The 26141-nt window shown below is 59.1% G+C and carries 28 protein-coding genes and 2 pseudogenes; 20 read left to right on the forward strand and 10 right to left on the reverse strand.

Annotated features, from left to right (window positions below):
* Positions 1-406 precede the first annotated feature (406 nt).
* Complete coding sequence (locus tag AC25BC_RS25840) at positions 407-1309, reverse strand: LysR family transcriptional regulator (RefSeq protein WP_128439891.1); 903 nt, start codon at positions 1307-1309, stop codon at positions 407-409.
* 151 nt (positions 1310-1460) lie between these two features.
* Between AC25BC_RS25840 and AC25BC_RS25845 the strand changes: the two genes are divergently transcribed.
* Entirely contained in the window at positions 1461-2210 is a 750-nt protein-coding gene (locus AC25BC_RS25845) for an SDR family NAD(P)-dependent oxidoreductase (RefSeq protein WP_128439822.1), read from the forward strand.
* 277 nt (positions 2211-2487) lie between these two features.
* Here the strand turns inward: AC25BC_RS25845 and AC25BC_RS25850 are convergent, their stop codons facing one another.
* Positions 2488-3252: a class I SAM-dependent methyltransferase gene (locus AC25BC_RS25850; protein ID WP_245459885.1), complete on the reverse strand. Its 765-nt coding sequence runs from the start codon at positions 3250-3252 to the stop codon at positions 2488-2490.
* 169 nt (positions 3253-3421) lie between these two features.
* Here AC25BC_RS25850 and AC25BC_RS25855 point away from each other — a divergent pair, with 169 nt between their 5' ends.
* Positions 3422-3589 (forward strand): hypothetical protein, encoded by a 168-nt coding sequence (locus tag AC25BC_RS25855; RefSeq protein ID WP_164903037.1) that lies wholly within the window; start codon positions 3422-3424, stop codon positions 3587-3589.
* Between the two features lie 199 nt (positions 3590-3788).
* Here the strand turns inward: AC25BC_RS25855 and AC25BC_RS25860 are convergent, their stop codons facing one another.
* Positions 3789-4349, reverse strand: coding sequence for a TetR/AcrR family transcriptional regulator (locus AC25BC_RS25860; RefSeq protein WP_128439820.1), 561 nt, complete (start codon positions 4347-4349; stop codon positions 3789-3791).
* A gap of 159 nt (positions 4350-4508) precedes the next feature.
* On the opposite strand from AC25BC_RS25860, the gene AC25BC_RS25865 reads away from it, so the two are divergent.
* The 3 genes from AC25BC_RS25865 (at position 4509) to AC25BC_RS25875 (ending at position 7253) form a co-directional block, all read left to right on the forward strand.
* Complete coding sequence (locus AC25BC_RS25865; RefSeq protein WP_128439819.1) at positions 4509-5204, forward strand: glutathione S-transferase family protein; 696 nt, start codon at positions 4509-4511, stop codon at positions 5202-5204.
* Positions 5205-5304: 100 nt separating this feature from the next.
* Entirely contained in the window at positions 5305-5682 is a 378-nt protein-coding gene (locus AC25BC_RS25870; protein WP_128439818.1) for a tautomerase family protein, read from the forward strand.
* Between the two features lie 104 nt (positions 5683-5786).
* A complete protein-coding gene (locus AC25BC_RS25875; RefSeq protein WP_128439817.1) occupies positions 5787-7253 on the forward strand; it encodes an NAD-dependent succinate-semialdehyde dehydrogenase in 1467 nt (488 codons plus the stop codon).
* Between the two features lie 75 nt (positions 7254-7328).
* On the opposite strand, the gene AC25BC_RS25880 is transcribed toward AC25BC_RS25875, so the two are convergent.
* The 5 genes from AC25BC_RS25880 to AC25BC_RS25900 all read right to left on the reverse strand — a co-directional run bounded on the left by AC25BC_RS25880 (position 7329) and on the right by AC25BC_RS25900 (position 11474).
* A complete protein-coding gene (locus AC25BC_RS25880; RefSeq protein ID WP_128439816.1) occupies positions 7329-7748 on the reverse strand; it encodes a cyclophilin-like fold protein in 420 nt (139 codons plus the stop codon).
* A complete protein-coding gene (locus tag AC25BC_RS25885) occupies positions 7745-8443 on the reverse strand; it encodes a hypothetical protein (protein WP_128439815.1) in 699 nt (232 codons plus the stop codon). The genes AC25BC_RS25880 and AC25BC_RS25885 overlap by 4 nt, the downstream gene beginning before the upstream one ends.
* 17 nt (positions 8444-8460) lie before the next feature.
* The gene (locus tag AC25BC_RS25890) at positions 8461-8934 is read right to left on the reverse strand and encodes a cytochrome P460 family protein (protein ID WP_245459884.1); all 474 of its coding nucleotides are present in this window, start codon (positions 8932-8934) and stop codon (positions 8461-8463) included.
* Between the two features lie 138 nt (positions 8935-9072).
* Complete coding sequence (locus AC25BC_RS25895; RefSeq protein WP_128439814.1) at positions 9073-10185, reverse strand: alpha/beta hydrolase; 1113 nt, start codon at positions 10183-10185, stop codon at positions 9073-9075.
* A 56-nt stretch (positions 10186-10241) separates the two neighbouring features.
* Positions 10242-11474, reverse strand: a complete 1233-nt coding sequence (locus AC25BC_RS25900) for an MFS transporter (protein ID WP_432431586.1) — start codon at positions 11472-11474, stop codon at positions 10242-10244.
* A gap of 97 nt (positions 11475-11571) precedes the next feature.
* On the opposite strand from AC25BC_RS25900, the gene AC25BC_RS25905 reads away from it, so the two are divergent.
* Positions 11572-12459, forward strand: a complete 888-nt coding sequence (locus tag AC25BC_RS25905) for a LysR family transcriptional regulator (protein ID WP_128439889.1) — start codon at positions 11572-11574, stop codon at positions 12457-12459.
* Positions 12460-12573: 114 nt separating this feature from the next.
* Here the strand turns inward: AC25BC_RS25905 and AC25BC_RS25910 are convergent, their stop codons facing one another.
* Positions 12574-13200: a plasmid pRiA4b ORF-3 family protein gene (locus AC25BC_RS25910; protein WP_128439813.1), complete on the reverse strand. Its 627-nt coding sequence runs from the start codon at positions 13198-13200 to the stop codon at positions 12574-12576.
* An 8-nt stretch (positions 13201-13208) separates the two neighbouring features.
* Here AC25BC_RS25910 and AC25BC_RS25915 point away from each other — a divergent pair.
* The 13 genes and pseudogenes from AC25BC_RS25915 (at position 13209) to AC25BC_RS25975 (ending at position 24361) form a co-directional block, all read left to right on the forward strand.
* Positions 13209-13740: pseudogene (locus tag AC25BC_RS25915) on the forward strand (RrF2 family transcriptional regulator).
* A 229-nt stretch (positions 13741-13969) separates the two neighbouring features.
* Entirely contained in the window at positions 13970-14566 is a 597-nt protein-coding gene (locus AC25BC_RS25920) for a response regulator transcription factor (RefSeq protein ID WP_128439812.1), read from the forward strand.
* A gap of 357 nt (positions 14567-14923) precedes the next feature.
* A complete protein-coding gene (locus tag AC25BC_RS25925) occupies positions 14924-15709 on the forward strand; it encodes an alpha/beta fold hydrolase (protein ID WP_128439811.1) in 786 nt (261 codons plus the stop codon).
* 55 nt (positions 15710-15764) lie between these two features.
* Positions 15765-16523, forward strand: coding sequence for an SDR family oxidoreductase (locus tag AC25BC_RS25930; protein ID WP_128439810.1), 759 nt, complete (start codon positions 15765-15767; stop codon positions 16521-16523).
* 72 nt (positions 16524-16595) lie between these two features.
* Positions 16596-17009, forward strand: a complete 414-nt coding sequence (locus AC25BC_RS25935; RefSeq protein WP_128439809.1) for a cupin domain-containing protein — start codon at positions 16596-16598, stop codon at positions 17007-17009.
* Positions 17010-17129: 120 nt separating this feature from the next.
* Entirely contained in the window at positions 17130-17507 is a 378-nt protein-coding gene (locus AC25BC_RS25940) for a CBS domain-containing protein (protein ID WP_128439808.1), read from the forward strand.
* A 77-nt stretch (positions 17508-17584) separates the two neighbouring features.
* Entirely contained in the window at positions 17585-19069 is a 1485-nt protein-coding gene (locus AC25BC_RS25945; protein WP_128439807.1) for a mechanosensitive ion channel family protein, read from the forward strand.
* Between the two features lie 51 nt (positions 19070-19120).
* Positions 19121-19717, forward strand: a complete 597-nt coding sequence (locus AC25BC_RS25950) for a glutathione binding-like protein (RefSeq protein ID WP_245459882.1) — start codon at positions 19121-19123, stop codon at positions 19715-19717.
* A 274-nt stretch (positions 19718-19991) separates the two neighbouring features.
* On the forward strand, positions 19992-20279 hold the full coding sequence (locus AC25BC_RS25955) for a hypothetical protein (RefSeq protein WP_245459881.1): 288 nt from the start codon (positions 19992-19994) through the stop codon (positions 20277-20279).
* Positions 20280-20312: 33 nt separating this feature from the next.
* Positions 20313-21952 (forward strand): annotated as a pseudogene (locus AC25BC_RS25960) (PAS domain-containing sensor histidine kinase).
* A gap of 29 nt (positions 21953-21981) precedes the next feature.
* Complete coding sequence (locus AC25BC_RS25965) at positions 21982-22347, forward strand: response regulator (protein ID WP_128439806.1); 366 nt, start codon at positions 21982-21984, stop codon at positions 22345-22347.
* Positions 22348-22627: 280 nt separating this feature from the next.
* The gene (locus tag AC25BC_RS25970; protein WP_245459889.1) at positions 22628-23566 is read left to right on the forward strand and encodes an MBL fold metallo-hydrolase; all 939 of its coding nucleotides are present in this window, start codon (positions 22628-22630) and stop codon (positions 23564-23566) included.
* 147 nt (positions 23567-23713) lie between these two features.
* Positions 23714-24361, forward strand: a complete 648-nt coding sequence (locus AC25BC_RS25975; RefSeq protein WP_128439887.1) for an HD domain-containing protein — start codon at positions 23714-23716, stop codon at positions 24359-24361.
* A gap of 32 nt (positions 24362-24393) precedes the next feature.
* On the opposite strand, the gene AC25BC_RS25980 is transcribed toward AC25BC_RS25975, so the two are convergent.
* A complete protein-coding gene (locus AC25BC_RS25980) occupies positions 24394-25290 on the reverse strand; it encodes a LysR family transcriptional regulator (RefSeq protein ID WP_128439804.1) in 897 nt (298 codons plus the stop codon).
* A gap of 97 nt (positions 25291-25387) precedes the next feature.
* On the opposite strand from AC25BC_RS25980, the gene AC25BC_RS25985 reads away from it, so the two are divergent.
* Entirely contained in the window at positions 25388-26137 is a 750-nt protein-coding gene (locus tag AC25BC_RS25985) for an SDR family NAD(P)-dependent oxidoreductase (protein ID WP_128439803.1), read from the forward strand.
* The last annotated feature ends 4 nt before the right edge of the window (positions 26138-26141 follow it).

Consider the following 26141-nt stretch of genomic DNA (forward strand, 5'->3'; position numbering starts at 1 on the left):
AAATTCACGCGGCATTGACAGCCGGCTCGTATCTCAATCAAGACCTCCAAGACCCTGGTAGTCTCATTACTTGCTAGGTTCGGATTCCTCCTGCGCGCACTCGACCAGCACATCAATGGCTTCCCGTGCCATCGGGCCGAGATGTCGGCCCTTTTACCAAAACACAACGTAGTGGTACAGGGCGCTCGGTTCAAAGGGGCGGACCACGACGCCGGGCGCCAGTCGAAGACGTTTTCATCTAGCGGCAAGCGACCAACGCCCAGATCCGCCCGTCCTTCGAGGACATGGTGGGTTAGCGCCATATTGCGGGCTCGGGCAGAAAGGAAAATCGAGACGCTATGGGATCCGGTCGGCACCTTGATCCCCCCGCTTCACACCGAATGCGCAAATGACTTAAAGCCGCAAGCTATAATCCCGATTGAATAGGATCTGCCCTAGCCACGACTTTTTCGACGAAACTGACAAACGCGCGCGCTTTGGCACTTGCCAAGCGGCCAGATGGGTAGACGGCCCAAAGATCGATCGGTGGAAGCGTCCAATCCGGCAGCAGACGCTGCACCGCACCCGTTGCCAGCTCCGGCGCAAACATCCAATCGGACGTGACCGCTAAGCCCATATCAGCAAGGACGCCGGCTCGGATCCCTTCCGCGGCGCTAAGCCTAACGCGGCCACGGACAGTCACGGAGGCAACCTCTTCCCCTCGCCGAAATGCCCAGGTGTCGTCGAGCTGGCTGTAGACCAAGGCGTGATGATTGACCAAGTCCGCTGGTATCTGGGGCATGCCCGTCCGCTCTAGATAATCCGGAGTAGCGACTACTGACCGGGTGCCAGTCGCAAGCTTTCGTGCGACTGCTGTGGAGTCTGACAGGCCACCCATGCGAAGCGCTATGTCGATCCCTTCGGCGACGACGTCGATAACGCGATCATCCAGCAGTATGTCAATATCGAGTGAAGGGTGCTGCGCCAGGAACTCCGGCATTCTCGGTACGATCATCAACCGAGCAAAGGTGGTTGCTGCCGAGACCCGCAGTCTGCCAGACAGGCCCGCGCCAGCGCCACGAGCCTCAAGCTCAGCTTCATCGACTTCTTGGATAGCAATGCGGGCGCGCTCGTAAAAACGTAAGCCGGCATCCGTAGGCGCCAGCGAGTGCGTCGACCGTATTAATAGGCGCACCTGCAGCCAATCCTCAAGCTGCGCAACCGTCTTAGACACTGCAGGCTGCCCAACGCGCAGTTGCCTGGCCGCCCCTGAAAACGAGCCGGTGTCGACCACGCGAATAAAGGTCGTCATTGCCTGCAGTCGATCCATCATTCCTCACAAGAATAACCATTATCTCCTCAAGCAGTCTGACGCCCGGCCTCAGGAATGGCAATATTCATTTCATCGGCTGCAACGAGATTTCCTCAATCGCCCGATGAGTTCAATCAATCCGCTTTCAGCGGTCATCATGGAGCATGCTATGTCTAGTCTCGAAGGCAAGGTCGCAGTCATCACCGGTGGTTCGAGCGGTATCGGGCTGGCGACCGCCAAGCGCTTTGTTCGCGAAGGCGCATACGTGTTCATCACCGGTCGCCGCGAGTCCGAACTTGCCAAGGCAAAAGCCGAGATCGGCAACAATGTATCGACGGTGCAGGGCGACGTCAGCAGCCTTGCCGACCTCGACCGGCTGTATGAAACGGTCAAAGCCGAAAAGGGCGTCGTCGATATCTTGGTCGCAAACGCTGGATTTGTCGAACACGCCAAGATCTTCGACCTTTCGGAAGCCCATTACGACAAGACCATGGACATCAACGTCAAGGGTGTCGTCTTCACCGTGCAGAAAGCTCTGCCGCTCATGAGCCGGGGAGGTTCTATCGTTGTGATCTCCTCGATCGTCAACGTGAAGGGCATTCCCGCGCACGGCATCTATACTGCCACCAAGGCGGCCGTCCGTGGTCTCGTGCGGGTTTGGGCCCAGGAGCTCAAGGAGAAGGGCATTCGTGTCAATACCCTGAGCCCTGGCGCAACGGATACGCCGATCATTCGTGGTCAGTTCGACAGTGATGAAGCATCGGAAGCCGCCAAAGGTGTCTTCGCCTCGATGACACCTCTTGGCCGGCTCGGCCTTCCAGACGAACTCGCAGCCGGCGCCTACTTCCTGGCGTCAGACGAGTCGTCTTACGTCACCGGTATCGACCTGCCCATTGACGGGGGCCTGGCCCAGGTCTGACCGACGACTAGACCCGAGCCTGCGGACCAATCGGCTCCGCAGGTCAGCTTCCTCTCAACGCGTAAGAGGCTCTTTCCCGGTCAAGCGCAGAGGTCATACATACCTTTCCGGAATGCTCGCCTCAAATTTGAGGAACCCGTGATCGTGAGAGGTCCAATGCAGTCAGGTTTTCGAGGCTATCATCGCTGTTCGGCGATCTACGGGCCGCCGAAGACCACAATGCCGGCCAGCCGGAGGTCGCCCAGGCGCCTGAGCCAAAAAGCCTCCGAGGCCGCCGTCAGAGCGGACGAAGTCCTTCAGCCCATGACATCCCGAACCAAACAGCAGAATCCGGCGCCTTGCTCCAAGCGATCAAGGCGTCGAGCGCTGCGGCGACCGCATCTCGCGAAAGACCAGTCGCTACGATCTCGTCGATCGCTTCGTCGACGATACTCGCGATGTTGCGAACCACGTCATCGAAATCCGGATCGCCCGCGCACCCGCCGAAGAAGACGAACGTGTTGCGGCGGGGAAGGAGTTCCGCCTGGTGGAGCAACTGCACGAGGCGGCGCCCGACGACCGGATCGTTGCCGTGTCTGTCATAGGTCCGTTGATAGGCGGCCCATACCGACGAGAACCCTGGCGGCTCCGGCCACAGCCTGAGGCTGTCGTAGTCGTCGTCGGAGAGGATGACCCGCCCGCCTGGTCGAACCGCACGTGCCATGTTGCGGACGACCGCCAGCGGGTCCGGTATGTGCTCAAGGACGAAGCGGGCGTGCGCGACGTCGAACTGCCCCACCTCGTCTTCGCGAAGAGGAGGATCGAGGACGTCACCCTTTCTCATCTCGATCATCGCGGTCTCGCCGTCGGCCGCCGCCTGACGTAGCGCCTCGGCGATTTGTTCTGGACTTCGCTCGATCCCCAGCACAGGGACGCCGGTGGCCTGCGCCATCATCCGTGAATACTGGCCAAGGCCCGCCCCGAAGTCGACGACGCGTTCACCGGCGGCCAGCCGCGCGGCATCGATGCAACGTTCGTTGAGCCGCTTATTCAGGGCTGTCAACCGCTGTTGCTCCGCCTCGCTCGACCCATGCGTATAGTGGGATGATGACATTTGCTGCCCCCGCTGATGGCGTTGCAACGGTGCCAGAAAACCGGGCGGAGTCAATGAGGGCTTGCGGAAATGCCGCCGCTCCCCATCTCGAATCCATACCTCGAAATGGAGCCTCGAGATGGACGACATCCTCACCGAATTGTTTGCCGACCCGATAGTTGAAATCATCCCGCCGGAGCGGGAAGACCGCTTCGTCGAAGAGCGACCGTCATGCCTGTGTTGCGGGCGGGCGGCTGTCATGAACGACGACTGTTGCGGCATTTGCGAACAATGTCTTCGAAGCTGACAAGGCAATGTTCCGTTCGACTGAAACCTGAATCAGATACCCCACTCAAGGCCAAGTTGGAAGAGGCAACGGCGGAGTACCGGCGGGGCGACGCCGTGCTCTGATTATTAGCAGTAGGGCGGCACGTCGCAGCGTCAACTACCCGTGAATTGAGGGTACCGATAAAGTGCCAGACTTTCCAGTGACGACTGTGGAGCCACTAGGGCAGCAGTCCGTTCTCTCGATATGTCGCAATGATCTCCTCATACAGCGAGACATTGTTTCGGGTATGCGCGATGAGCTGCGCGCCTTGGACAGCGGCGTAAATGGCCTTTGCCCGACGCTGGTTTTGCTCCGTCTCATCCGGATCGCGCATGGCCAGCACGCGTTCAAGCCAGCGTTCGTTCATCTCGCCGTATTTCACCACTTCAGTTTGCACTTCTTCCGGAAGCTGGTTCCGCTCGGCGCCTAGCATTCCGGCAAGGCACAGACGGTTGTCGGCACGCAGGGTATCGGCGAAGACCTCGGTGTAGCGCGCCATGCATGTCTCGACATCGAGCCCCTGCGTCAGCATATCCTCGAGAACAGCCCAGTAATGCGCCGTATAGCGGTTGGCGAGAGCCGCACCCAGTTCGCCCTTGGTCGCGAAGTAATAGTGAATGCTGGCGCTCTTGATACCGACATCCTTGGCGAGCTCACGAAAGCTGAGGCCGCCATAGCCAAGATCCTGCACGGTCAGCCGTGCCGCCTCCATGATCCTATCCTTGGTATCCGCCGTCATTGTCGTCTCCTGCTTTCGTTGCCCAAATATTTTATCTACCTGACGACAGATAGACGTTGACAAGGAAAATTGCAAGGCATAGGTATGGCTCCACAGACTACCTGACGACAGATAGATAGTGAGACCAACCCGACCAGTCAACTCAAAGGGAACTCCACAATGTCCGACAAGCTTCACCTCTTCACATCGCCTTCCGCTTTCCCAAACCCGCAGCGCCTGCGCCTGTTCATGCACGAGAAGGGCATTGCCGACCGGTTCGAGGAACAGATCTACAACATGAGCCCAGCCGGCGAGCAGCGCCAATGGAAGCATGTCAAGATGAACCCTTGGGACGAGACGCCCACCCTGAAGCTTTCCGACGGCACCTACATTGCCGAAACCGACGCCATCGCGCGCTATCTCGACCAGTCCATGCCGGGCCGGAAGATCATGGGCGAAACGGCACGGGAGCAGGGGCTGGACACCATGTGGGGCAACCGCATCTGGGTTCACATCCTTTACCGCATCGTCACCGCCTTTCACGTCCTGCACCAGGGCCTTGGCCCCAAGCTCGAACTGACCACCAATCACGCCTGGGGCGAGCATTGCCGCAAGGAGGCCCTGGCCCACGCCGGCCTGGTTAATCAGCATCTGGCCGATGGCCGTGAATGGATGCTCGGCGGCGAGGCTCCAACCTTCTCGGACATGACCATGGCGGTCGCCATCGCCTTCTCGAAATTTCCCATCAACGCAACGCCGCTCGACGAACGCTTCGAGTATATCGACGCCTATTGGAAGCGCTGGCAGGCGCGCCCATCCTTCCAGTCCGCCTATGCCGACCGCCAAAGTGGCGTAACCGAAATCGACGAACGCTAATCGTCGGCGCAACCGGCAGCTCCGTGACCTGCCGTCCCCCCAAAACCTTAAGCCATCAATCTCGCAGCTTGCACGTCAAGCTCAATCAAAGGAGACCACCATGCCCTTCGCACGTATCGATCTGATCAAAGGAAAGACCCCGGAATACCGCGCTGTCGTTGCCGACATCGTCTACCGCGGCATCGTCGATGTCCTGAAAGCGCCGGACGGCGATCGATTCATCGTTGTTAGCGAGCATACCGCCGACAATCTCATCTACGATCCGAAGTTCCTCGGATTCGAGCGCTCGCCCGACTTTCTGCTGATCCAGGTGACCAGCACGGTCGGCAACGACAAGCCTTCGAAACTCGCATTCTTCCGCTTCCTCGCCGATGAACTGAAGGAAGAGCTCTCCGTCCGTCCCGACGACATCATGATCAACATGCTCTACGTCGATCGCTCCGACTGGTCCTTCGGTAATGGTGAGCCCTGGAACTGACAGCTTGGCGTGACGATCGCCCAAGGGGCGATCGTCAATGAAGCGATTTCTTCGCGTGACACTTGAGATCGATCAATCCATCAAACCTGGGAAAAGGCAAACCAATGACAATGTCAATCGAACAACTCAAAGCCGATGGCTGGATGAAGGAAGCCAACTACATCGGGGGTGAATGGGTCGGCGCCGACGATGGCAGGACTTACGCGGTGGAAAATCCGGCGACCGAGGCCTGGATCGGCGATGTCCCATGGGTCGGTGCGGTCGAAACCCGCAAAGCCATCGACGCAGCGCAGTCCGCGTTCGTCAGCTGGTCGCGAACAACGGCGGCCGAGCGCGCCGCGCGGCTGCACCAAATGGCGCAGATCGTCTACGACAATCTAGACACGTTCGCCACCATGCTCACTCTGGAGCAGGGCAAGCCGCTGGCCGAAGCCCGCGCAGAAATGAAGCTGGGTGCGGACTATATCCAGTGGTTTGCCGAAGAAGCGCGGCGCATCAACGGCGAGATCGTGCCGTCCCCTTGGAAGGATCGCCAGATTTTGGTGACCCGCGAGCCGGTCGGTGTCGTCGGTGCGATCTCGCCGTGGAATTTCCCCTTCTCGATGCTTTCTCGCAAGGTGGCGCCGGCGCTGGCTGCGGGCTGCACCATCGTCATCAAGCCCTCCGAGTTCACGCCGTTCTGCGGCTTGCTCTATGGAATTCTGGCAGAAAAGGCCGGTGTGCCTGCAGGTGTGGTCAATGTTGTGACCGGTGATGGCGCTGCAGTCGGCGGGGAACTCACCAGCAACGTGAAGGTTCGCAAGATCACCTTCACCGGCTCCACGCGCGTCGGCAAATTGCTTTACAGGCAATCTGCAGACACCATGAAGAAGTTGTCCATGGAATTGGGCGGCAATGCGCCGACCATCGTCTTCGATGATGCGGATCTCGATCTCGCCGTCGAACAGGCTATCGCCGGCAAGTTCCGCAACAGTGGCCAGACCTGCGTCTGCACCAACCGCTTCTATGTGCAGGACGGCATCTATGACGAATTCGCCCGGAGACTGACCGAGCGTGTCAGGCAGATGAAAGTCGGCAACGGTTTTGAAGCCGGCGTTGAACAGGGGCCACTCATCAACCAGGCGGCCGTCAAAAAAGTTGAAGCGCATGTCGAGGACGCCAAGGCCAGGGGTGGACGTATTCTTATCGGCGGCCAGCGGCACGCGTTGGGTGCGACGTTCTTCGAGCCGACGGTGATCGCCGACGCCACTTCCGAAATGCTCATTGCCCACGAGGAGACATTTGGCCCCGTCGCAGCGCTGTTCCGGTTCAGGCACGAACAGGAGGGCATTGACGCGGCTAACGCTACCGAGTTTGGCCTTGCCGCCTACTTCTTCACGCGTGACTTGGCTCGCACGTTTCGCGTTGCCCGCGCGATTGAGAGCGGCATGATCGGCATCAACGCCGGGGTAATCACGACGCCGGAAGCCCCGTTCGGCGGGGTCAAGGATAGTGGGATTGGCCGAGAAGGCTCCTCCCACGGCATCGAGGACTATCTCAACATCAAGTATCTGAGCCTGGGCGGGCTTTGATGATGCATTGGGTTCGTTTTGAGGCGCTATCGATCTCAAAACGGACCACCCCGTCACGTTCCGGGTAGCAAAAGCTCATTGAGCCTTTGCGATCTTGACAGTGACCTTACCGGGCCGATCGAAGACCGAAACGTCGCCTTGGACTTGTCCCAGGATCACGATGCCCGGCTGCGGCACGCGTCCGTCGCGGTAGTAGATCACGAAATCCCCAGAGCTCCACAAACCCAAAGTACCGGTGGAAAATTCGCGCTGACGGGGAGCAGCCGGCAAGGCGGTCGGCAGGTCACCCGTCTTTTCCTGACGAAGATGATCGTCCATCTCGATCGTCAACGGCAGCATCGTGGCAAGCGCGCGAGCGGAGGCATTGTCCGCCAGTTCGGCTGAAACATTGCCCCAGTCGGACGAAATCAGAATGCGTTCCTGTGCCAAGGCGGATCCTCCAAGGTTGAGCGTGAGTGCGGCGGCGGTAAAGCCTGCGCTAAAAATCGGTTTCATGTTTGACCTTCCGTTCTACGAATACGCGTCTTATCGAGCAGTCTTAGACAGGCCATAGCGTAGTGGGAGAGCATGGCCACACCCGCCATCACAACTGTCCAGTGCGCGAAAAATGGCGAGACCCCGTTGGTGAAGTCCCAGAACTCCAGGCTGTAACCAAACGTCAGTTTGGTCGACACGCCGAGCACGACAAAGCTCCAGGCGCCAAAACACAGAAGCAACAGGGCCGCTAGCCGCAGTATGCCAGACCTGATCGGCGATGGAGAGAGCCTCAAGACGTTTCCTGTCACCGTCATGACTCGGGTCCAATGGGTTCCAGCATGAACGGCAACAATAACGGCGACCCAGTATGCCGAGAACCAGTGAAGTTCGATGACGCTCACGTTATTGGTGAACTGCGCGAAGCTGAGAACCGCCCGTGAGATCAGCACGCTGGTGACGACCAGCACCGTCATAGTTATCCCAAGCCAGATATGCGCCACCAGGACCACCCATCGGCGCGCGTCGTAACGGCCGTTGCGGAGCATCAAGAACCAGCGCCGGTTCGTGGTCAGGTGCCACCCAAGCAGGCCGAATATCAACGTGCCGAAGATTTCATGAGGACCGTTGTCGAGCCACCAATAGGCGAGGGCCGATATCAGGAGGGCCGCCATGGCGGCAGGAAGAAGCAGTCGATCTCTGGCTGACCTCAACATCGGAGCTCTCACCTCCGTCACAGCGGATCATCGTCTGACATCGCGCCGCTCATCGTGAACATGAACTGCTCGGACTGTTTCGAGCGATGACAGGAGTAGCATCGGGCGACATTCTCGTCGGCCTTAACGCTGCGATCCGGCCAGAACCACTGGTATTCCCACTGATCCGCGCCGGCACCGATCTTCTGGGCCACGAGGTAACGGGTCAGAACATCGCTCTGATAATCGACGAGAACCATATGGGTGCCGGTTGGAACGGGTTGCCCGGCCTTAAGTGCTGCAAGTGCCGCCGGGTTTGTCAGCATATGCTCGCGGGTGATCCCTCGCCGAACCGTCGTGTAGTGCTCGAGCTGTTCCAGCGGCGGAAACGTCACGGAGTTGGACGCTGCAAACGCTGGGGTTAGCGACAGCTCGGTGTCAACAATGAAGTAGCCAGTGAGGACAATGGCGAGCGGCGCAACCAGCAAGGCGGACCGGCGAAACACTTTCATATCTTTTCCTTCAAGTCGTGCGGTGGAAGCAGACAAACGCCGCACCGGCTGTCGCTCACAATCGGCGGATCTGGAACGCCTCCACGCAGACTGCAAAGTCCGCGTGGGCAACGAGCAAAACCTCAGTCGGTTCGTTTGCTATGCGAGGTGCTGATCGAAGAAGCCCTTCAGCTTGTCGAAGGGGATGAGATCGACGCGGTCATAGAGATCAACGTGACCAGCCCCCTTGACCCAGACGAGTTCCTTCGGCTCGGACGCGCGGTTATAGGCGTCCTGGCTGAATTCCTTCGAGTGGGCCTGGTCGCCCGAGATGAACAGCATCGGCCGCGGCGAGATCGTCTCGATGTCGTTGAACGGATAGAAGTTCATGAACTTGACGCTGCTGCTCAGCGTCGGCTTTGTCGTCGTTTCGCGAGCCACACCAGCAGGCGTGAATTCACCACGCTGCGTGCGATAGAAGTCGTAGAACTCGCGCTGGATTGGATCTGTATCAGCCGTCAGTTCGAGCGTGGTGCCGCCGATGTACTGGATATTTGCACCATCCGATTCAGCCCAACGCTGTTCAGCCGCGGTCGCGATGAACTGCTTGCGCTGCTCGACCGTCTGCGACTTGTTGAGCGCGTCCCGGAAGGCTGCACCCATGTCATACATGCTGACGGTGGCAACCGCCTTGATCCGCGGGTCGATCTTGGCGGCGCTGATGACGAAGCTGCCGCTACCGCAAACGCCGATCGCGCCGATATTCTCTCGATCGACGAAGTCACTCGACCCGAGGAAGTCGACGCCGGCACTGAATGCTTCGGCATAGGCTTCCGGTGAAACGAGATTGCGCGACTGGCCTTCGCTTTCTCCCCAGAAGGGCAGGTCGATCGACATGGCGACAAATCCCTGCTCGGCCATCTTAGTGGCATAAAGATTTGCGCTCTGCTCTTTAACCGCACCCATGGGATGACCGACGATGATGGCAGGGCTTTTTGCCGTCCGGTCGAGATCCTTGGGGAGATAGAGATTGCCAGCGACAGACGTCTGGTACTGGGTTTTGAACGTGACCTTGTGCCGGGTCACCTTGTCACTAGTGTAAAAATTGGATGCGCCGTTGGACATGTCCTGCGCTCTTGCTTCCATGATATCGAACATCGACATGGCGCCAAGCGCGGCCACGCCTGCGCCAGTCATCTTAAGCAGGTTGCGGCGGTCGATACCGGTGCTCGAGATTCGAGTGTCGTCGTCTGGAACGTTGTTGTTTGTCATTTGGATATCTCCTGTTGTGGTGTCGTATTGAAATGCAATGATGGATAACCGCTGGCTCAGCGGCGTGTTGACCGCCAGGCCGCGACAGCCAACAGGGATGATCCGGCAAGCAGGACTGCGGCGAACAGGAAGGTTGACCACCAGCCAGTGGCGTCGAACAGCACTCCGCCCGTAGACGCCCCGAGGGTGATGGCGAGCTGAATGGTTGCGACCTGCAATCCGCCGCCGGCCTCCGCGTCGTCAGGCATGGTGCGGCTTAGCCACGTACCCCACCCGACCGGGGCCGCTGTGCCGAACAAACCCCAGCCAATTAGAAGGGCGGCTGTGGAGGTAGCGGATGATCCGCCGGCAATCAGGCCTAAGGCGATCAACGCCATGATGAGCGGGATTGCCACGAGAATGGGAAACAGCCGCTTCTGAAGCAGATGGCTGATGAGATATGTTCCGACAACACCCGCCAAGCCCATCAACAGCAACAGAAAGGAGAGGGTCGATATCGACACTGCCGTTACCGTCTCCAGAAATGGCCGCAGGTAAGTGAAGAGCGCGAATTGGCCCATGAACAGCAGCATGACCGAGGCCATGCCGATCGCGACCTGTGGGCGGGCAATCAGCCGGAAGACGTTAGAGGATCCCTCGTTGCGCTGCGGTGGCAACGACGGCAGGCTGATCCACTGCCAGACGAGCGCAACAAGGGCGAGCGGAACGACCGCGAAGAAGGCGCCCCGCCAACCGATATAGCTGCCAAGCAGGCTTCCGAGCGGCGCGGAGATCGTCGCGGCAATGGCATTGCCCGCGTTCAGCATGGCCAGTCCCTTGGGGACAGACTCCTCAGGGACCAGCCGCATGACGATCGAGGTCGACATCGACCAGAAGCCGCCGATGGCAACCCCCAGCATGGCACGTCCTATCATCAGCACGAGATAGTTCGGGGCAAAGGTGACGATGGTTCCTGAGATCACCAGGATCAGCGAGAAGGACGCGAGAACCACTCGCCGGTCCCATCGACGCGTCAGCCCGGCCACGAAGAGACTGGTCAGGACGGCAAAGATCCCCGAAATCGAAATCGCTTGGCCGGCATGACCTTCGGTAACGCCCAGCTCAGAGGCGATTGGCGACAGAAGGCTGACCGGCATGAATTCCGATGCGATCAGCACGGCGACGCATAGGGCCATCGAAACGACAGCGCCCCAGGCGGCCTTCGGCACAGCCGAGTTGGCAGGCGCCACCGCGTTCGGTCCGGCTTCGCCATCGAGAAATTCTGTGTGTGTGAGAGCTTGCTGTGTCATGGCGGCAATATATGCCGAGCGCAGTTCGATGATTAGTCATTGCAATTCGCTTGGACTTATCGATCTATGACATGAATGGACGATGCAGGAGGCGGCGATGAAACGCGAAGATCTCAACGACATGCTGTGGTTTCTCGCGGTTGCGGAAGAGCGAAGCTTTACGAAAGCGGCTGCCAAGCTCGGGACATCGCAATCGACAATCAGCCACACGATCAAGAAGCTTGAAGCCCGGATGGGACTACGTCTTTTGACACGCACTACCCGCAGCGTAGTTCCAACAGAGGCCGGAGAGCGGCTCATCCGCTCGCTGGCGCCACGGATCGAAGAGCTCGAAACCGAGATCGACGAACTGATGGAAATCAGGGACAAGCCGACCGGCTCAGTTCGCATCACCCTGTCAGATCACGCCCTGGAGAGCGTCGTCTGGCCGAAGCTTCGGCCTGTGCTCAAGCAGTATCCGGACATCAAGGTGGAACTGAACAGCGATAACGGCTTCAGGAATGTCGTCGAGGAGAAGTTCGACGCCGGCGTGCGCCTTGGTGAGAGCCTGGACAAGGATATGATTGCCGTTCGCATCGGTCCTGACTGGCGCTTGGTCGCGGTCGCCTCTCCGGATTATCTTAAGAAGCGAGCCGCCCCAGAAACGCCCCGTGACCTCGTTGGTCACGACTGCATCAACCACCGGCAGGCCCGGGCAGGCGGGCTCTATGTGTGGGAGTTCGAGAAAGACGGTGGAGAGGTCCGGGTCCGGGTCGATGGCCAACTGACGTTCAATACGTCGTATGCCATGATCGACGCGGCCGTCAGCGGGTACGGGATCGCTTATGTGCCGGAGAGCCTCGTCGGAGATGAATTTGCTTCCGGAGAGCTTGTCCAGGTTCTCGACGACTGGTCGCCGATGTTCCCGGGCTATTATTTGTATTATCCGAGCCCCCGGCAGAATTCGCCAGCGTTCAGAGTTATCGTCGAAGCATTGAGGACCTGAGGGTCCGCCAGCTGCCTCATCCAATAAGCCATCATCGTTGAATGTCAGCTTTACATTTCTCGAACCAAAATAATCGCGAGCATCGGTTCTAATCAGCCCGGAACCCTTCTTCACTCATTTCTTCGGAATAGCTTTCGGTTTCGGTTGATAAAGCCGCCGTTTGACGTTCGCCCGTAGAGCATTGCGGACATCTTTATCCGTCATCGAAAGGTCGAACCATTCGGGATCAAAGTGGCCACCGCACCACCGAATGGTTTCGGCGTATTCAGGATCCTCCCGGTCGGCAATAATCTCCAGAAACCGCTCATAACCCGACACACCGCCGACATCCTCGGGCGGTCGCGCTCTCTTGCCATCGACGCAGGTCCCGTTTCTGGGTGAGGTCGCAAGCGTCAGGAACTCCTCAATGATGACGGTGTGCCGCCAGCCATCACCGAAATCGTAGTGGTAGCTGAAGTCGGAACCTTCCTTGAAGTCCAGCAATCGAACTTCTCTTTGATCGAAAACCCTAGGATCGTCGTCGGTCGCATCCTCTGTCAGGATCTCGACGTCCCCGTACCGCAGGCCGCCAACACGGAACTCATAGAGATGATAGTTCCACCAGTTGAATGCGGCCTGAATGGCTAAATGAAGTTGCTCTAGGTTCCAATGCACAGGCAGGACCAATCGGCGCCAGACGTCCGGCTGGATCGGCGGCAGCTGCTGTGCGCCCGACGCCGCAAATAAATGCTTGCCTAGCATAATGCGTTATGGCGCATATGACGGCAGGTGTGGAATACGGGTTGCATTGTCTCCTATGGTTGGCGAGCTCGCCCGAGGCGCCGCTTAGCAGTCGCGACCTGGCAGATTTTCAGGGAATTTCTCCGAGTTTTCTGGCGAAGGTATTTCCGAAGCTCGAAAAGGCAGGGATCGTATCCGCCTCCGAGGGTATCAAAGGGGGGTACCTGCTCGCAAAGCCGCCCGGAGACATCACGGTTCTGGAGGTCGTCGATGCGATCGAAGGCAGGAAACCTCTGTTCGATTGCCAGGAGATTCGAGGGCGCTGCGCGGTCTATCGCGAGCGGCCGCCGTCATGGGCGATGAAAGGCGTGTGCGCTATCCACGCGGCGATGCTGCGTGCGCGCGGAAAAAGCGATGCGGGATTCGCTCGCCAGCCAGACGCTGGCCGATATCGCCGCCGAGTTCGGTCCAAAGGCGCCGCCTGAGTTTTCCGACGACGTTCGCGATTGGTTCGCGGACCGGACGAAGGGACGGACCCGAGGTGGTGCAGCAGAGGATTGAGCGTTGTCCTGAGAAGCTGGAAGAGCAGGTCCTGTGTGGTGGCTAAGAATACAACCGTGCGGCGCTGAGACGCCGGCGCAACCGCAAATGAGGATTTAAAGTGATGCAGGAGATTTTCGACATGGCCTGCCACGACGTCTCTTACTCGCCGACGAGCGTGGTAGAGCCAATGAACTGCCGTGCTGGGAGTTGATCAGATGCTACACAAGCTGTCGCTGCGGAAAGTCCGCTGGTTCTGGTCGTCGATGATGACGAAGATGTGCGCAATTCCCTTCAGGAACTGATGGAATCGGTCGGCCTCGATGTCGCCTGCTTTCCTTCACCGCGCGAGTTGATGAGCGCCGGCCTTCCCAATCGGCCGGGCTGCTTGGTGCTGGACGTCCGCATGCCGGGCGCGAGCGGACTCGACCTACAGCACCAACTGTCGACGCGTGGGGTCACGAAACCTATCGTGTTTCTCACTGGATACGGCGACATCCCGATGACTGTCCAGGCCATGAAGGCTGGAGCCGTCGATTTCCTGACGAAACCCGTGCGGGATCAGACCCTTCTGGACGCCGTTATTGCCGGTATCCAGCGCGACGTGGAGCAAAGGGCGCAGGCGGAAAACATCCAGCAGCACTCCACCCGCTTTGCGACCCTAACCCCACGCGAACGCCAGGTCCTTGGCGAAGTCGCGCGCGGGCGGCTCAACAAGCAGATCGCGTTTGAGCTCGGAATTAGCGAGATCACCGTGAAGCTCCACCATAGCAATGTGATGCGCAAGATGCGGACTATTTCCGTCGGCGAACTGATCCGTGCCTGGGATTCACTGCCTTCCAGCTAGCGTGACAGACAGCAAGTCTGAACTTGGCCCCTGCCGTCGAGTGCCTGACGTCCATGTCCATTCTCCGCAAAGGTCTAGTCGCGAAGCACAGCGCCGGGCTTGCTGTTCTTCGTCACTTCGCAGAGCGCGTGAGACTTTCGAGCTCGTTCTACGACTCATGCGTCCATCATCGCTGCCGTACGTAACCCTCCCTCGTAAGTGATTTGCGCGGCGGTGAGTTCAGGCACGGCGTCTAATCACCCGATCTATCATACCTGTACTCTGGGACTAGGTGCCTGATGCCTGTGTTCGATAGGCTGGCGGCCTCCCGTAGCGCATTCTCCTGACCGGTCGAAAGGCACAAACAGGAGACATTAGATGCGCAGTATTCTCAGAATTCTAGTGCTTGTCGCAGCGGTGGGCACGGCGGGGATCGCAGTCACACAGGCCGCGGAACCGCGAGCAAAGCCGACGATCGTCCTGGTGCATGGCGCGTTTGCCGAAGGGGCGAGCTGGAACGGCGTGATCGGCGTCCTTTCCAAGGACGGCTATACGGCGATCGCCGCCGCCAATCCACTTCGCAGTGTCGCAAGCGATGCTGCTGCTGTTGCAAGCGTGCTCCGCTCGATCCCGGGACCGATCGTGCTGGTCGGTCATTCCTATGGTGGGCCTGTCATCACCGAAGCGGCCAACGGAAATTCGAATGTGAAGGCCTTGGTCTACGTAGCGGCCTTTGCTCCTGAAACCGGCGAATCCAGCGTGAGCCTATCGGCAAAATTTCCCGGCAGCACCTTGGCCGATGCGTTGACGACCACTTCGCTGCCAGGCGGGGGCCAGGACCTCTACATACGGCCGGACCGGTTCCACGACCAATTCGCCGCCGATGTGCCTGAAGGCGAAGCGCAGCTGATGGCGGTCACCCAGCGTCCCATCGCGCAGACCGCATTGGCCGAACCATCGAGGGTCGCTTCATGGAAGACGTTGCCATCTTACGCGATTTACGGTTCCGCGGACCGCAACATCCCGCCGGCAGTCATGGCGTTTATGGCGAAGCGCGCAGGAGCCTTGAAGACCGTTGTCATCGAGGGCGGATCGCACGCCCTGCCGGTCTCCCATCCAAAGGAAGTTGCCTCGCTGATCGAGGAAGCAGCCTCCGCACAGTAGTGCGGGCGCGCGACCCTGCAACCACAATTTCAAACTTGAAACCAGGAGATTGAACATGAAAATCGTCGTCATCGGAGGCACAGGCCTCATTGGTTCGAAGGCCGTCGAACGGCTGCGCAAGAAGGGGCACGAAGTACTCGCCGCGTCTCCGAGCTCCGGCGTAAATACCGTCACCGGAGAAGGCCTTGCCGAAGCTGTGGCCGGTGCGCAGGTTGTAGTCGACCTGGCAAACTCGCCGTCCTTCGAAGAAAAAGCCGCCATGGGATTCTTCGAAGCGGCCGGCCGCAACCTCTTCGCCGCAGAAAAGGCCGCAGGCGTTCGCCATCACGTCGCCCTCTCGGTCGTCGGCACCGACCGCATGCAGGCGATGGGATATTTCCGCGCCAAGCTGCGCCAGGAAGAACACATCCGGAGTTCTGGAATTCCCTATACGATCGTCCAAGCGACGCAGTTCTTCGAGTTCGTTGGGGCCATTGCCCAGTCGACGACCGAGGGGACAAATGTTCGCGCGCCGACCGGCGCTTTCCAGCCAATTGCAGCGGACAACGTCGCCGATGCCATGGCCGATACCGCTCTGGCCGAGCCGGTTAACGGCGTGATCGAGATCGCCGGTCCGGAGCGGGCACCGATGAACGAGTTCATCGCGCGTTACCTCAAGGCGACCGACGACCCGCGCACCCTCGTGCCTGACCCGGACGCTCGGTATTTCGAGGTCGCGATCGATGCCCGGACGCTGGTTCCCGATGCCGGCGCTCGCCTCGGCGCCATCCGCTTCGAGGACTGGCTGAAGTCCCCCGCCGCACAGAAGAAGTAAGCGCTCGCAAATTCCTCTCAGTCTCGCCGGCCCGAGGGGCCGGCAGACGCCAGCTCAATAAGGAGACAGAAAATGATCAGGACTTTTCTCTTTGCGACGGCTCTCGTATTCGCCACCAGCCCTGCGGTCCTGGCCCACGACGACGGGGGAGATGAAAAGGTGACGGTGGTCTTTGATCAGCCACTGCCGAACGTACCCGGCAAGAGCATGAAGGGCGTGCTTGTCGAATACGCGCCAGGCGGCACTTCGCCAGCCCACACCCACCCGAATTCCGCATTTATCTATGCGACTGTACTGGAGGGAGCGATAACCAGCCAGGTCAATAACGGGTCCGTTACGGTCTACCACGCCGGCGAGAACTTTTCCGAGTTTCCCGGCGATCATCATGCCGTCAGCGAAAATGCAAGCAAGACGGAGCGCGCTCGCCTGCTTGCGGTGTTCGTGGTCGATACCGACGAAACCAACCTGACGATCTACGAAAAGTAGTCCGGCGAGGCACTTGCATCGTTCTCGAGGTGGCACCGATAGCGGCCGCCATCCCGAGAACGAACCATAACCAATACTGACATACCCGGCTGCGCCAGCCAGCGCCGTCAGGAGGGGCCCATGCGCATCGAAAAACTCTATCCCATGACATCGGCTCGCCTGATGGTGATCAATGTCGCCACCACGCCGCAGTCTGCTGCCCGGACGCTTTCCAATCCGGGGATCGGATTGGCTGTCGTCAGCGAAACAAGTGGCAATGCGGCGGGCGTACTCAGCAAATCCGACCTTATTCGCCATCTCACGGATATTGAGCAGAACGCCAGCATCGAGACGCTAATGAGCCGCAACATCATTTTCTGCAGCCCGGCCGACGAATTGCAGGCCGCATGGCAGGTCATGGTTGAACACCGCATCCAGAACATGCCGGTTCTCGGCGCAGACGCGAAACCGCTGGGGGTACTGGATATCCGTGATGCCCTGAAGGTGCTCTTCGAATAGGAACAGCTGCAGGAACATATGCTGGCAAACTACATCGCCGGCATTGGTTACTGATAGCCAATATCGGGATGATCGCCATGCTCCATGCATATCTGGTTGAAATCGCCGCGACGCCGTTGGCATGGCTCATCATTCTTGGCCTGACCGGAATAGCCGTGTGGAAAGCAATCGGCTCGGTACGTTCCAATCTGCGGCTGGTGGTGCAGATTATCTTTTTCACCGCCATGACGTCTGTCCTCGTTCTTGGAGATATTCCGCTAGGTCAATCGGAACGTTTGCGCTTAGGCGACGAACGAGCCGCTTTTATCGTCTTCGCCCAGTTGCTGTGGTGGCTTCATCTCTCATGGGCTGTCATCGGGTTTGTGCGGATCTATCTTGTTCTGGAAGGCCGGCCGCGCGAGGCCCGTTTGCTTCAAGATATCGTCGTCGGCGCGGTTTACCTGTGTGCCACGCTCGCCGCACTGGCTTTCGTTTTCGGCGCCCCGGTCGGAACGCTGATCGCGACGTCCGGCGTCATCGCCATTGCGCTCGGCCTTGCTCTTCAGAACACGCTCGGCGACGTATTTTCCGGTGTCGCTCTCAATCTCGGGCATACCTACGCGCTGGGCGACTGGATTCTCCTTGAGGACGGTACTGAAGGAAGGGTCATCGCGAGCACCTGGCGCTCGACCCAGATATTGACGGGCGCCAACAATATTGTGGTTCTACCGAACAGTGTTCTTGCGAAGCAGAAGCTGACCAATGTCAGCCGGCCCGACGAAACGCATCTGCTCAATATGATGGTGCGGGTGGTCCCGACGCAGGCTCCTTCGATCGTCGAAGAGGCGATGCTGACGGTTCTGGCAGGGTGCAATTCGATCATGCGCGAGCCGCCGCCACTGGTTTCGCTAAATGGTGTGGATGCGACAGCGTTGGAAATCCACCTGTTTTTCCGGGTGAGCAATCCGATGCTGAGAATGAAGGCGCGAAACGAGGTGATCGACCGCTTTTACCGGCATTGCAGGTCCATCGGTCTGCAGCTCGCAATGCCGTCTTCGGCCATCGCCGCCGGGGTTCAGTCGGATCAAATCAGCAGGCCGCGAGAAGAGATCCTGGAGGAGATGCTCGATGAAAATCCGATCTTTTCCAGCCTAACCCGGCTCGAAAGAGAAAAACTGGCTCAGTCTGGCGTAGACCGTGAATACCGCAAAGGCGATCTCATTGTCTCGCAGGGGCAGGCGCTGCCATCGATGATGATTGTCCGCACTGGGGTGATATCGATGCAGCACGACCAGCAGGAAAAGCGGCGACTTTCCTCGGGCGACTTTTTCGGAGAGACGGGCCTCTTCGCCGGAATGCAAGAAACCTACGCGCTGCAGGCGCTCACGCGGGTGACCGCCTATGAGATCGACCAGAAGAGTTTTGCGCACCTGATCGCCGACCGGCCGGCAATAGCTGAAGAGGTCTCGGCGATACTGGCTGCAAGTTCCGACGACGTCGGCCAGCTGCCGTCGGTAGCGATCAAACACGAGCGGAGTGCTTCCGCTTTCTTGAAATCGATCCGGACGATCTTCAGCACCTGAATGTCGGCCACAGGCCGAAATCCACCGAAAACGCCGAAGGAAAACGAGACAATGGTCGTGAAACTCTTTTACGCGCCTGGCGCCTGCAGCCTGGCGAGCCACATCTGCCTGATCGAGGGCAAAGCGCAATTCGAAGCCGAACGTGTCGACCTGAAAACGAAGATAACCGCATCCGGTGGTGATTTCCGCGCGGTGACCGCCAAGGGATATGTGCCGGCGCTGATGCTTGATAGTGGCGAGGTCGTCACTGAGAACGTTGCGGTGCTGTCCTATCTCGCCGGAGAACTGCCTGCCCTTGGCGTCAGCGGTGAGTTCGGCCGTATCCGACTTATCGAGGCCCTGGCGTATCTCTCGACGGAAGTCCACAAGCGCTTCGAATCTCTGTTCTCGGGCGCAGATCCGAAAGAACAATCCGGAGCTAGCGCCTCTATCACTTATCGCCTCCGGTATCTAGCCGACCGGATGCGCGAAGAATACCTGTTCGGCGATCAGCCGAGCGTAGCCGACTTCTATCTGTTCGTGATGATGCGATGGGCCAGTATGTTTGGTGTCGCAATTCCGACGCCACTGTATGGACTCTATAAGCGCCTGTTGGCGCGGCCTTCGGTCCAGACGGCGTTGGAAAGCGAGGGCCTGGCCATCTCCTGATGACCGCCCGCGTTTCTTCCCGACAAGTCACTCAGAGGGACTATGATAGGTCGTTAATCCCCACCTTGCGAGCATTGCGTCTCGTTGCTGCGTGAGTTTGGTAAGTACTCGACCACCGTCGGATTCGTATTGCCTCGCCAACCTCGCCCTATTCTTCGGCACAGGTGTTTCTGCCAGACGCTTCGATATACCATTCTCCCCAGATGGCTGTGGTGCTGTCACGCAATCAGGCGCACCACGGTGATCTCGAATGTCATGGGATCCGGGGTGAGGCATGTCGAAGCTTGCGGGAATATCGGGAATGGATAGGCGCGGTGGATCGCAAGAGCCGCCCCGTACCAAAGCAGTAGAAGCCGCGAAGCTGGCCGAGCGGATCACCGGCAATGCCTGGGCGACCGATGCCATTGGCAATTTTATCTATTTGACACCGGCTGCGCTTGCTCCCTTGAAAGCCAGCCTGGAAAGCCTCAATTGGCCGCCGGACAACAATTCGTCTGGCTGGAGGCGGATTATTCACCCGGACGATTACGACGCGGCCGCCGAGGCATGGCGTCGGTGTTAAAAGACGGGCGAGCACTATAGTGTCGAGCATCGGATGCCGCGTGCGACCGGAGGTTATGGCCAGGTGCGCAGCAGCGGCCAGCCGACATATGACGCGGACGGTGCGATCGCTGGCTGGTACGGCACGTTCATAGACATCGACGCGCCGCCGCGGACCCTCGAGGTTGAGCTGCGCGAGCGAGAACGCCAACTGCAGCAACTGATCGACTCCGTACCGGCGCTGATCTGGAGCACGATGGCCGACGGAACTCCGACCTATGTCAATAAGCCCTTCACCGAGGTCACCGGGGCCACGCTTGAGGACATCACCGCGCCGGATCGATCTGCGTCGCTTGGCGTCGTTCACGCCGAAGACAGGGCGGCGGCGCGAGAGGCCTTCCTCCGTTCCGTGGCATCAGGTACGCCCTATATCCAGAGGTATCGCCAGCATCGCGCCGATGGCAACTATCACTGGACCGAGACGCGAGCCCATCCCTTACGGGATGAAGCAGGCCTGATCGTCCAGTGGTATGGCGTGAGCTCAGACATCGATGACCTCATAGCCACTCAGGACGCGTTGCGGGAAAGCGAACAACAGCTTCAGCAGCTCGTTGAAACGCTGCCTGCTTTGATCTATTGCGCTTTGCCGTCGGCAAGCCGATCTATCGCAGCAAGCGTCTCCGCGAGTACCTCGGCCTCAACCTCGAAGAAACGGATGGTCTGGGTAAAACCCGGCTGGAGGGCACTCTCGACGCTGTGATCCATCCCGACGATCTGGTTGAGGTCAAGCGGCGGTACGCTCATTCACTAGCGACTGGCGAGCCTGATTTGTTAAGACACCGGCTGCGTCGCTTTGACGGGGTGTACCGCTGGGTAGAGACCCGGGCTTCGGCGATGCACAATGGAGACGGTGAGATCGTTCAGTGGAACGGTATCTGTCTGGATATCGAGGATCAGGTGAACGCGCGAGAGGAGCTGAGCCGCGCCCAGGAAAATCTCACGCGATCAAGCCAGGCCGCCAGCCTCGCAGAATTGTCAGCCTCGATCGCGCATGAGGTAAATCAGCCGCTTTCCGCCGTCATGAATTATTCCAGTGCATGCCAGCGATGGCTCACCGCCGGCCCGCCCAATATCGAACGCGCGCTGAAGGCGCTTGATCGTCTGGTTCAAAGTGCCAATTCCGCAGCCGATGTCGTCAGCCGAATTCGTGCCCTCTTCAAGCAATCGACGGACAAGCGCGACAGCGCTGAGCTTGGCACGGTCGTCAGACAGGCACGTGACCTGCTCGCAGAGGAGGCGGGGAGGCGGCGCATCACCATGAATATCGAGGGCGAGAGCGGTCTTCGGCTTGTCCCGTTCGACCGGGTGCAGATACAGCAGGTGTTGGTTAATCTCATGCGCAACGGCATGGATGCGATGGCTTCCGTTTCGGGCGAACGTGTTCTCGATATCCGGGCCTTCCGGGCAGGGGATATGGTTCGCATCGAGGTCAAGGACAGGGGGCGAGGCATCCAGTTCCCGGACAAGATTTTTGAGCCGTTCTTCACCACAAAAGACGACGGGATGGGAATGGGCCTCGCTATATCGCGCTCGATCATCGAATCGCATGGTGGCCAGTTATGGGCAGAAAAGAATGAACCGCTCGGCGCGATACTCGTTTTCACACTGCCGCTCGACGTGGCGAAGATGCCATGACCAGGTAACTGGGCCTTAGGGAGGACGGTATGAACAAACCTCTAGTAGCGATCGTCGACGACGACCCGACGGTACTTGCTTCGCTGGTTGAACTCCTGGAATCGGCGGAATTCCGAACGCGAAGCTTCCACTCGGGTGAGGCGCTGCTCGCTTACGGCCTCGAAGGCGTCGAAGTCTTGATTAGCGATATAGGGATGCCTGGCGCCGACGGTTTCGAACTTCGGGATCTCGTCAGGCAAGCAGATCCGCAGCTGCCTGTTTTCCTGATTACCGGGCGCCATGAAATCGCGGACCAGGACCGCGCCCGGGGCATTGACGGGTTTCTACGAAAGCCGTTCGATGGGCACGCCCTCGTTGCGGCCGTTCGCAATGCCCTGAGCGACCGACAAAGCTGATCCAAATGATCAATTGGCAAATGTCATTTCAGCTCGTCAAGAGACGAGCCCTGGCGAGCAATGCCAGGTGGTGGAAATGGATTTGGCCTCTACTTAACCTTCGGGCTTGTAAACTAAAAACAAGGCCACCCTATCCTCTGCGGTAGGCTCTCCTCTGCCTTGACCCAATCGACCGTCCAAATGCTCCTCAATACACTTCGCTGCATGGTTCGTGCGCGGCACGTTCCAGTCCCGAAAACAGGAGCGCATCATGACGCAAGCAGAAGCAACCGCCGGTACAATGGGTCACCAGCGGACAAACACGAGCCTGGAAAACACGCAACGTGCAGGCCGACCGGCAACCCAGGAACTGGTCCCGTCTCGGTACGCGGTGAAGGTCGGCGATATCGAAGTGTTGGTGATCAGTGACGGCGTGCTACCCCTCCCAACCAATATGTTGGGATACAACGCCGACCCCGCAGACCGTGCAGCGTGGCTGAACAATATGTTCCTGCCTCAGGAAGCCTTCGACTGGGCGCTAAATGCAGTGGTGGTGCGCAGCGGCGCACAGGTTATACTCATCGACGCAGGTCTTGGTCTCGATCCTGAACTGAACCTGCCGCGGGCTGGGCAGCTTGTGCAGCGACTGGAGAGCGCCGGCATCGACCTCGGCTCCGTGACCGACGTCGTCCTTACCCACATGCATATGGACCACGTCGGCGGGTTGCTCGTCGATGGCGTGAAGGAAAAGCTGCGCGCGGACCTGCGCATTCATGTGGCCGCCGCCGAGGTCAAGTTCTGGGAGGCACCCGATTTCACGCATGTCAAAATGCCTAACGGCTTTCCCGATGCACTACGCGCAACTGCCGCACGGTTTGCCGAGGAATACCATGACCAGCTGCGTCTCTTCGATGAGGAACATCAGGTGGCTCCCGGTGTTGTCGTCTCTCGCACCGGTGGCCATACTCCAGGACACAGCGTGGTGCGCGTCGCATCCGGAAAAGACAGATTGATGTTTGCCGGCGACGCCGTATTCGCGGTTGGCTTCGAACATCCCGACTGGTTCAACGGCTTCGAGCACGATCCCGAAGAGGCTGCTCGCGTACGGGTCGGACTCCTAAAGGAGCTGGCGGCAACAGGGGAATTGCTGGTGGCCACGCATATGCCATTCCCGTCGGTCGGGCATGTTGCGGTCGACGGAGACGCCTTTCGTTGGGTCCCCGTTTTCTGGGATTATTGACCACGCGATGGCCTAAGTCCCATCCACGCGACTGCATGCGATCCCACTGTCGATCGCATGCGGCTCTCGCGGCAGAGCGTGGACGATGCCAATGCGCAAGGTTTTCCTCAATTCTTCACGCCACAAATCCCAGGGGAAGGTTACGTCATGACTTCGAAGCAAACACGGATAATCGCTGATGTCTTGGTTCCCAGTACGCCGCTCGTAGACCGGGCGATTGAGTATGCGCGGGATATTTGTGAACCCTACCTTTTCAATCACGTGATGCGATCCTGGCTCTTTGCGGCGAAGATCGCCGAGATACAGAAATTAGCGCACGACGCAGAAGTGCTTGCAGCCGGCACATTATTACATGACATCACCCTCAACGACCGATTTGAGGGGCCTCGCCGTTTCGAAGTGGAAGCCGCCGATCTCGCTCGAAATTTTGCGACTGAAGCCGGGCTCGATGGACGGCGCGCGCAACTGATCTGGGACAGCGTGGCTCTTAACTCGACGCCTTCGATCGGGCTCTACAAGGAGGCAGAGATCGCACTTTGCACGACCGGAATCTGCTTTGATGTCGTGGGCCTCAAATACAGCCTCATCCCCTCGTCCGAGGTGCGAGCGATCATTACCGCGTTTCCCCGGCTTGGGATGAAGAAAAAAATGACCGCATGTTTTTGCCACATTGCCAAGACGCAGCCGGAAACCACCTACGACAATTTTGTGCGGGATTTTGGCGAGCGGCTGGTCCCTGGCTACAAGGGTCCTTCCTCGGTCGATCTTGTTGCCGCGGCTCCTTTCGATGAGTGATGCAGCAAGATCGGGCGTCATTGATGCCGATGCTAAAGGTTGGCTAGGATTTTCGCTTCGCTGGCCATGAAGCCGCAGAATAGTCTCACCCGCATCGGGACTGTCCGCCCGAAGGCATGCAGGACGCTGAGCGGAAGCTTTGGAAGCGCGATATCCGGAGCAAGATCGACAAGCGTGCCAGCCTCCAATTCCGCCATCACCAGGCATCGCAGAAGATAGGCTACCCCTAGACCGCTGCGCGCGGCGTGGATCATCGCAGTCCCCGTATCGCAATCGACTCGCCCCTTGGGAGTGAACGCAGGACCGTCGGCAAGCCTGACAGGCTGCACCGCGCCGCCCATCGCGTAACGCACAAACGGCAAGCCGGCCAAATCTTCCATGGATTTCGGATAGCCCCGTGTTTCCAAAAAGGCAGGGGAGGCGACAATGACCATTGGTAGGTCAGCCAGACGCCGCACGATAAGGTCTTCCTGTAAAGGCGTTCCAGCGCGTAGAGCTACGTCATAGTCCTCGCGGACCAGGTTGACGAAGCGATCGGTCAGCCCAACATCGAGCTGGAGGTCCGGATAACTCTTCGCGAAAGTGCCGAATAGCTGCGGTAGCAATAGCGGAGCAAGTTCGCTCGGCATACTGATGCGCAGCCTGCCAGACGGGCCCGCCTGTGAACGGATGGCGTCGTCGCTGGCATCGAGTTCTCGCAGAAGCGGAGCGACACGCTCGAAAAACACCTGCCCGTCCTGTGTCAGGGTGAGTGCTCGGGTGGAACGAAGGAAGAGCCGCGTCCCGATTTTTCTCTCCAGTCGCGCCACGCTTTTAGAGACCGCCGATGGCGTTGTGCTCAGGTCGCGTGCGGCTGCCGTAAACGAGCCGGCCTCCACGGTTCGCACGAAAGCCGTCATCCCAGGCGTCTCATCCAATAGGTTTGGCATTGGCATCTCCGGGGCACAGATCATGTGCCCGATCGCGATCTAATGGCATTTGACGCAAGGGTTTACCTCTGTCTCGATGGAAACAGGAGATAGTCAAATGCAACAACTCAAGGACAAGGTTGCCGTCATCACCGGCGGCAACAGCGGCATCGGCAAAGCAACTGCACTTCTCTTCGCGCAACAAGGAGCGCAAGTGATCATCACCGGCAGACGTCAGGACGTCGTCGACCAGACGGTCGGCGAGATCGGCCATGGCGTCATCGGGTTGGTGGGCGACGTCGGCGATCTGGAACATCACAGAATGCTCGCGGAGTTGGTGAAAACCCGCTTCGGCGGTCTGGATGTCTACATGGCCAATGCCGGCGTCATCAACCTCACCGCCTCCAGCGACGTGATGCCGGACGACTACGATCGCCACTTCGCCACCAATACCCGCGGTGTGTTCTTCGGCGTGCAGGAAATTGCCCCGCTGATCCGCGATGGCGGCAATATCATCGTCACGAGTTCGCTCGCCGCAACTAAGGTTCTTCCGGACCACACCGTCTATGCAGGCTCGAAAGCTGCCGTCGCTGCTTTTGCCAAGAACTGGGCCATCGAGTTCAAGCCACGCAAGATTCGCGTGAACATCCTGAGCCCTGGACCGGTCGAAACCGCAATCCTTGGCAAGCTCGGTGTTTCGGAGGCCGATCGCCCGGCGTTCGAAGATCACATGGCATCCCTTATTCCCGCAGGCCGTATGGGACGGCCGGAGGAACTGGCCCGCGCCGCATTGTTCCTTGCGTCCGATGCAGGGAGCTTCGTCAACGGTATCGAACTGCACGTCGATGGCGGCATGACCTTGGCTTGAAGGA

The organism is Rhizobium sp. WSM409 (assembly GCF_057653825.1).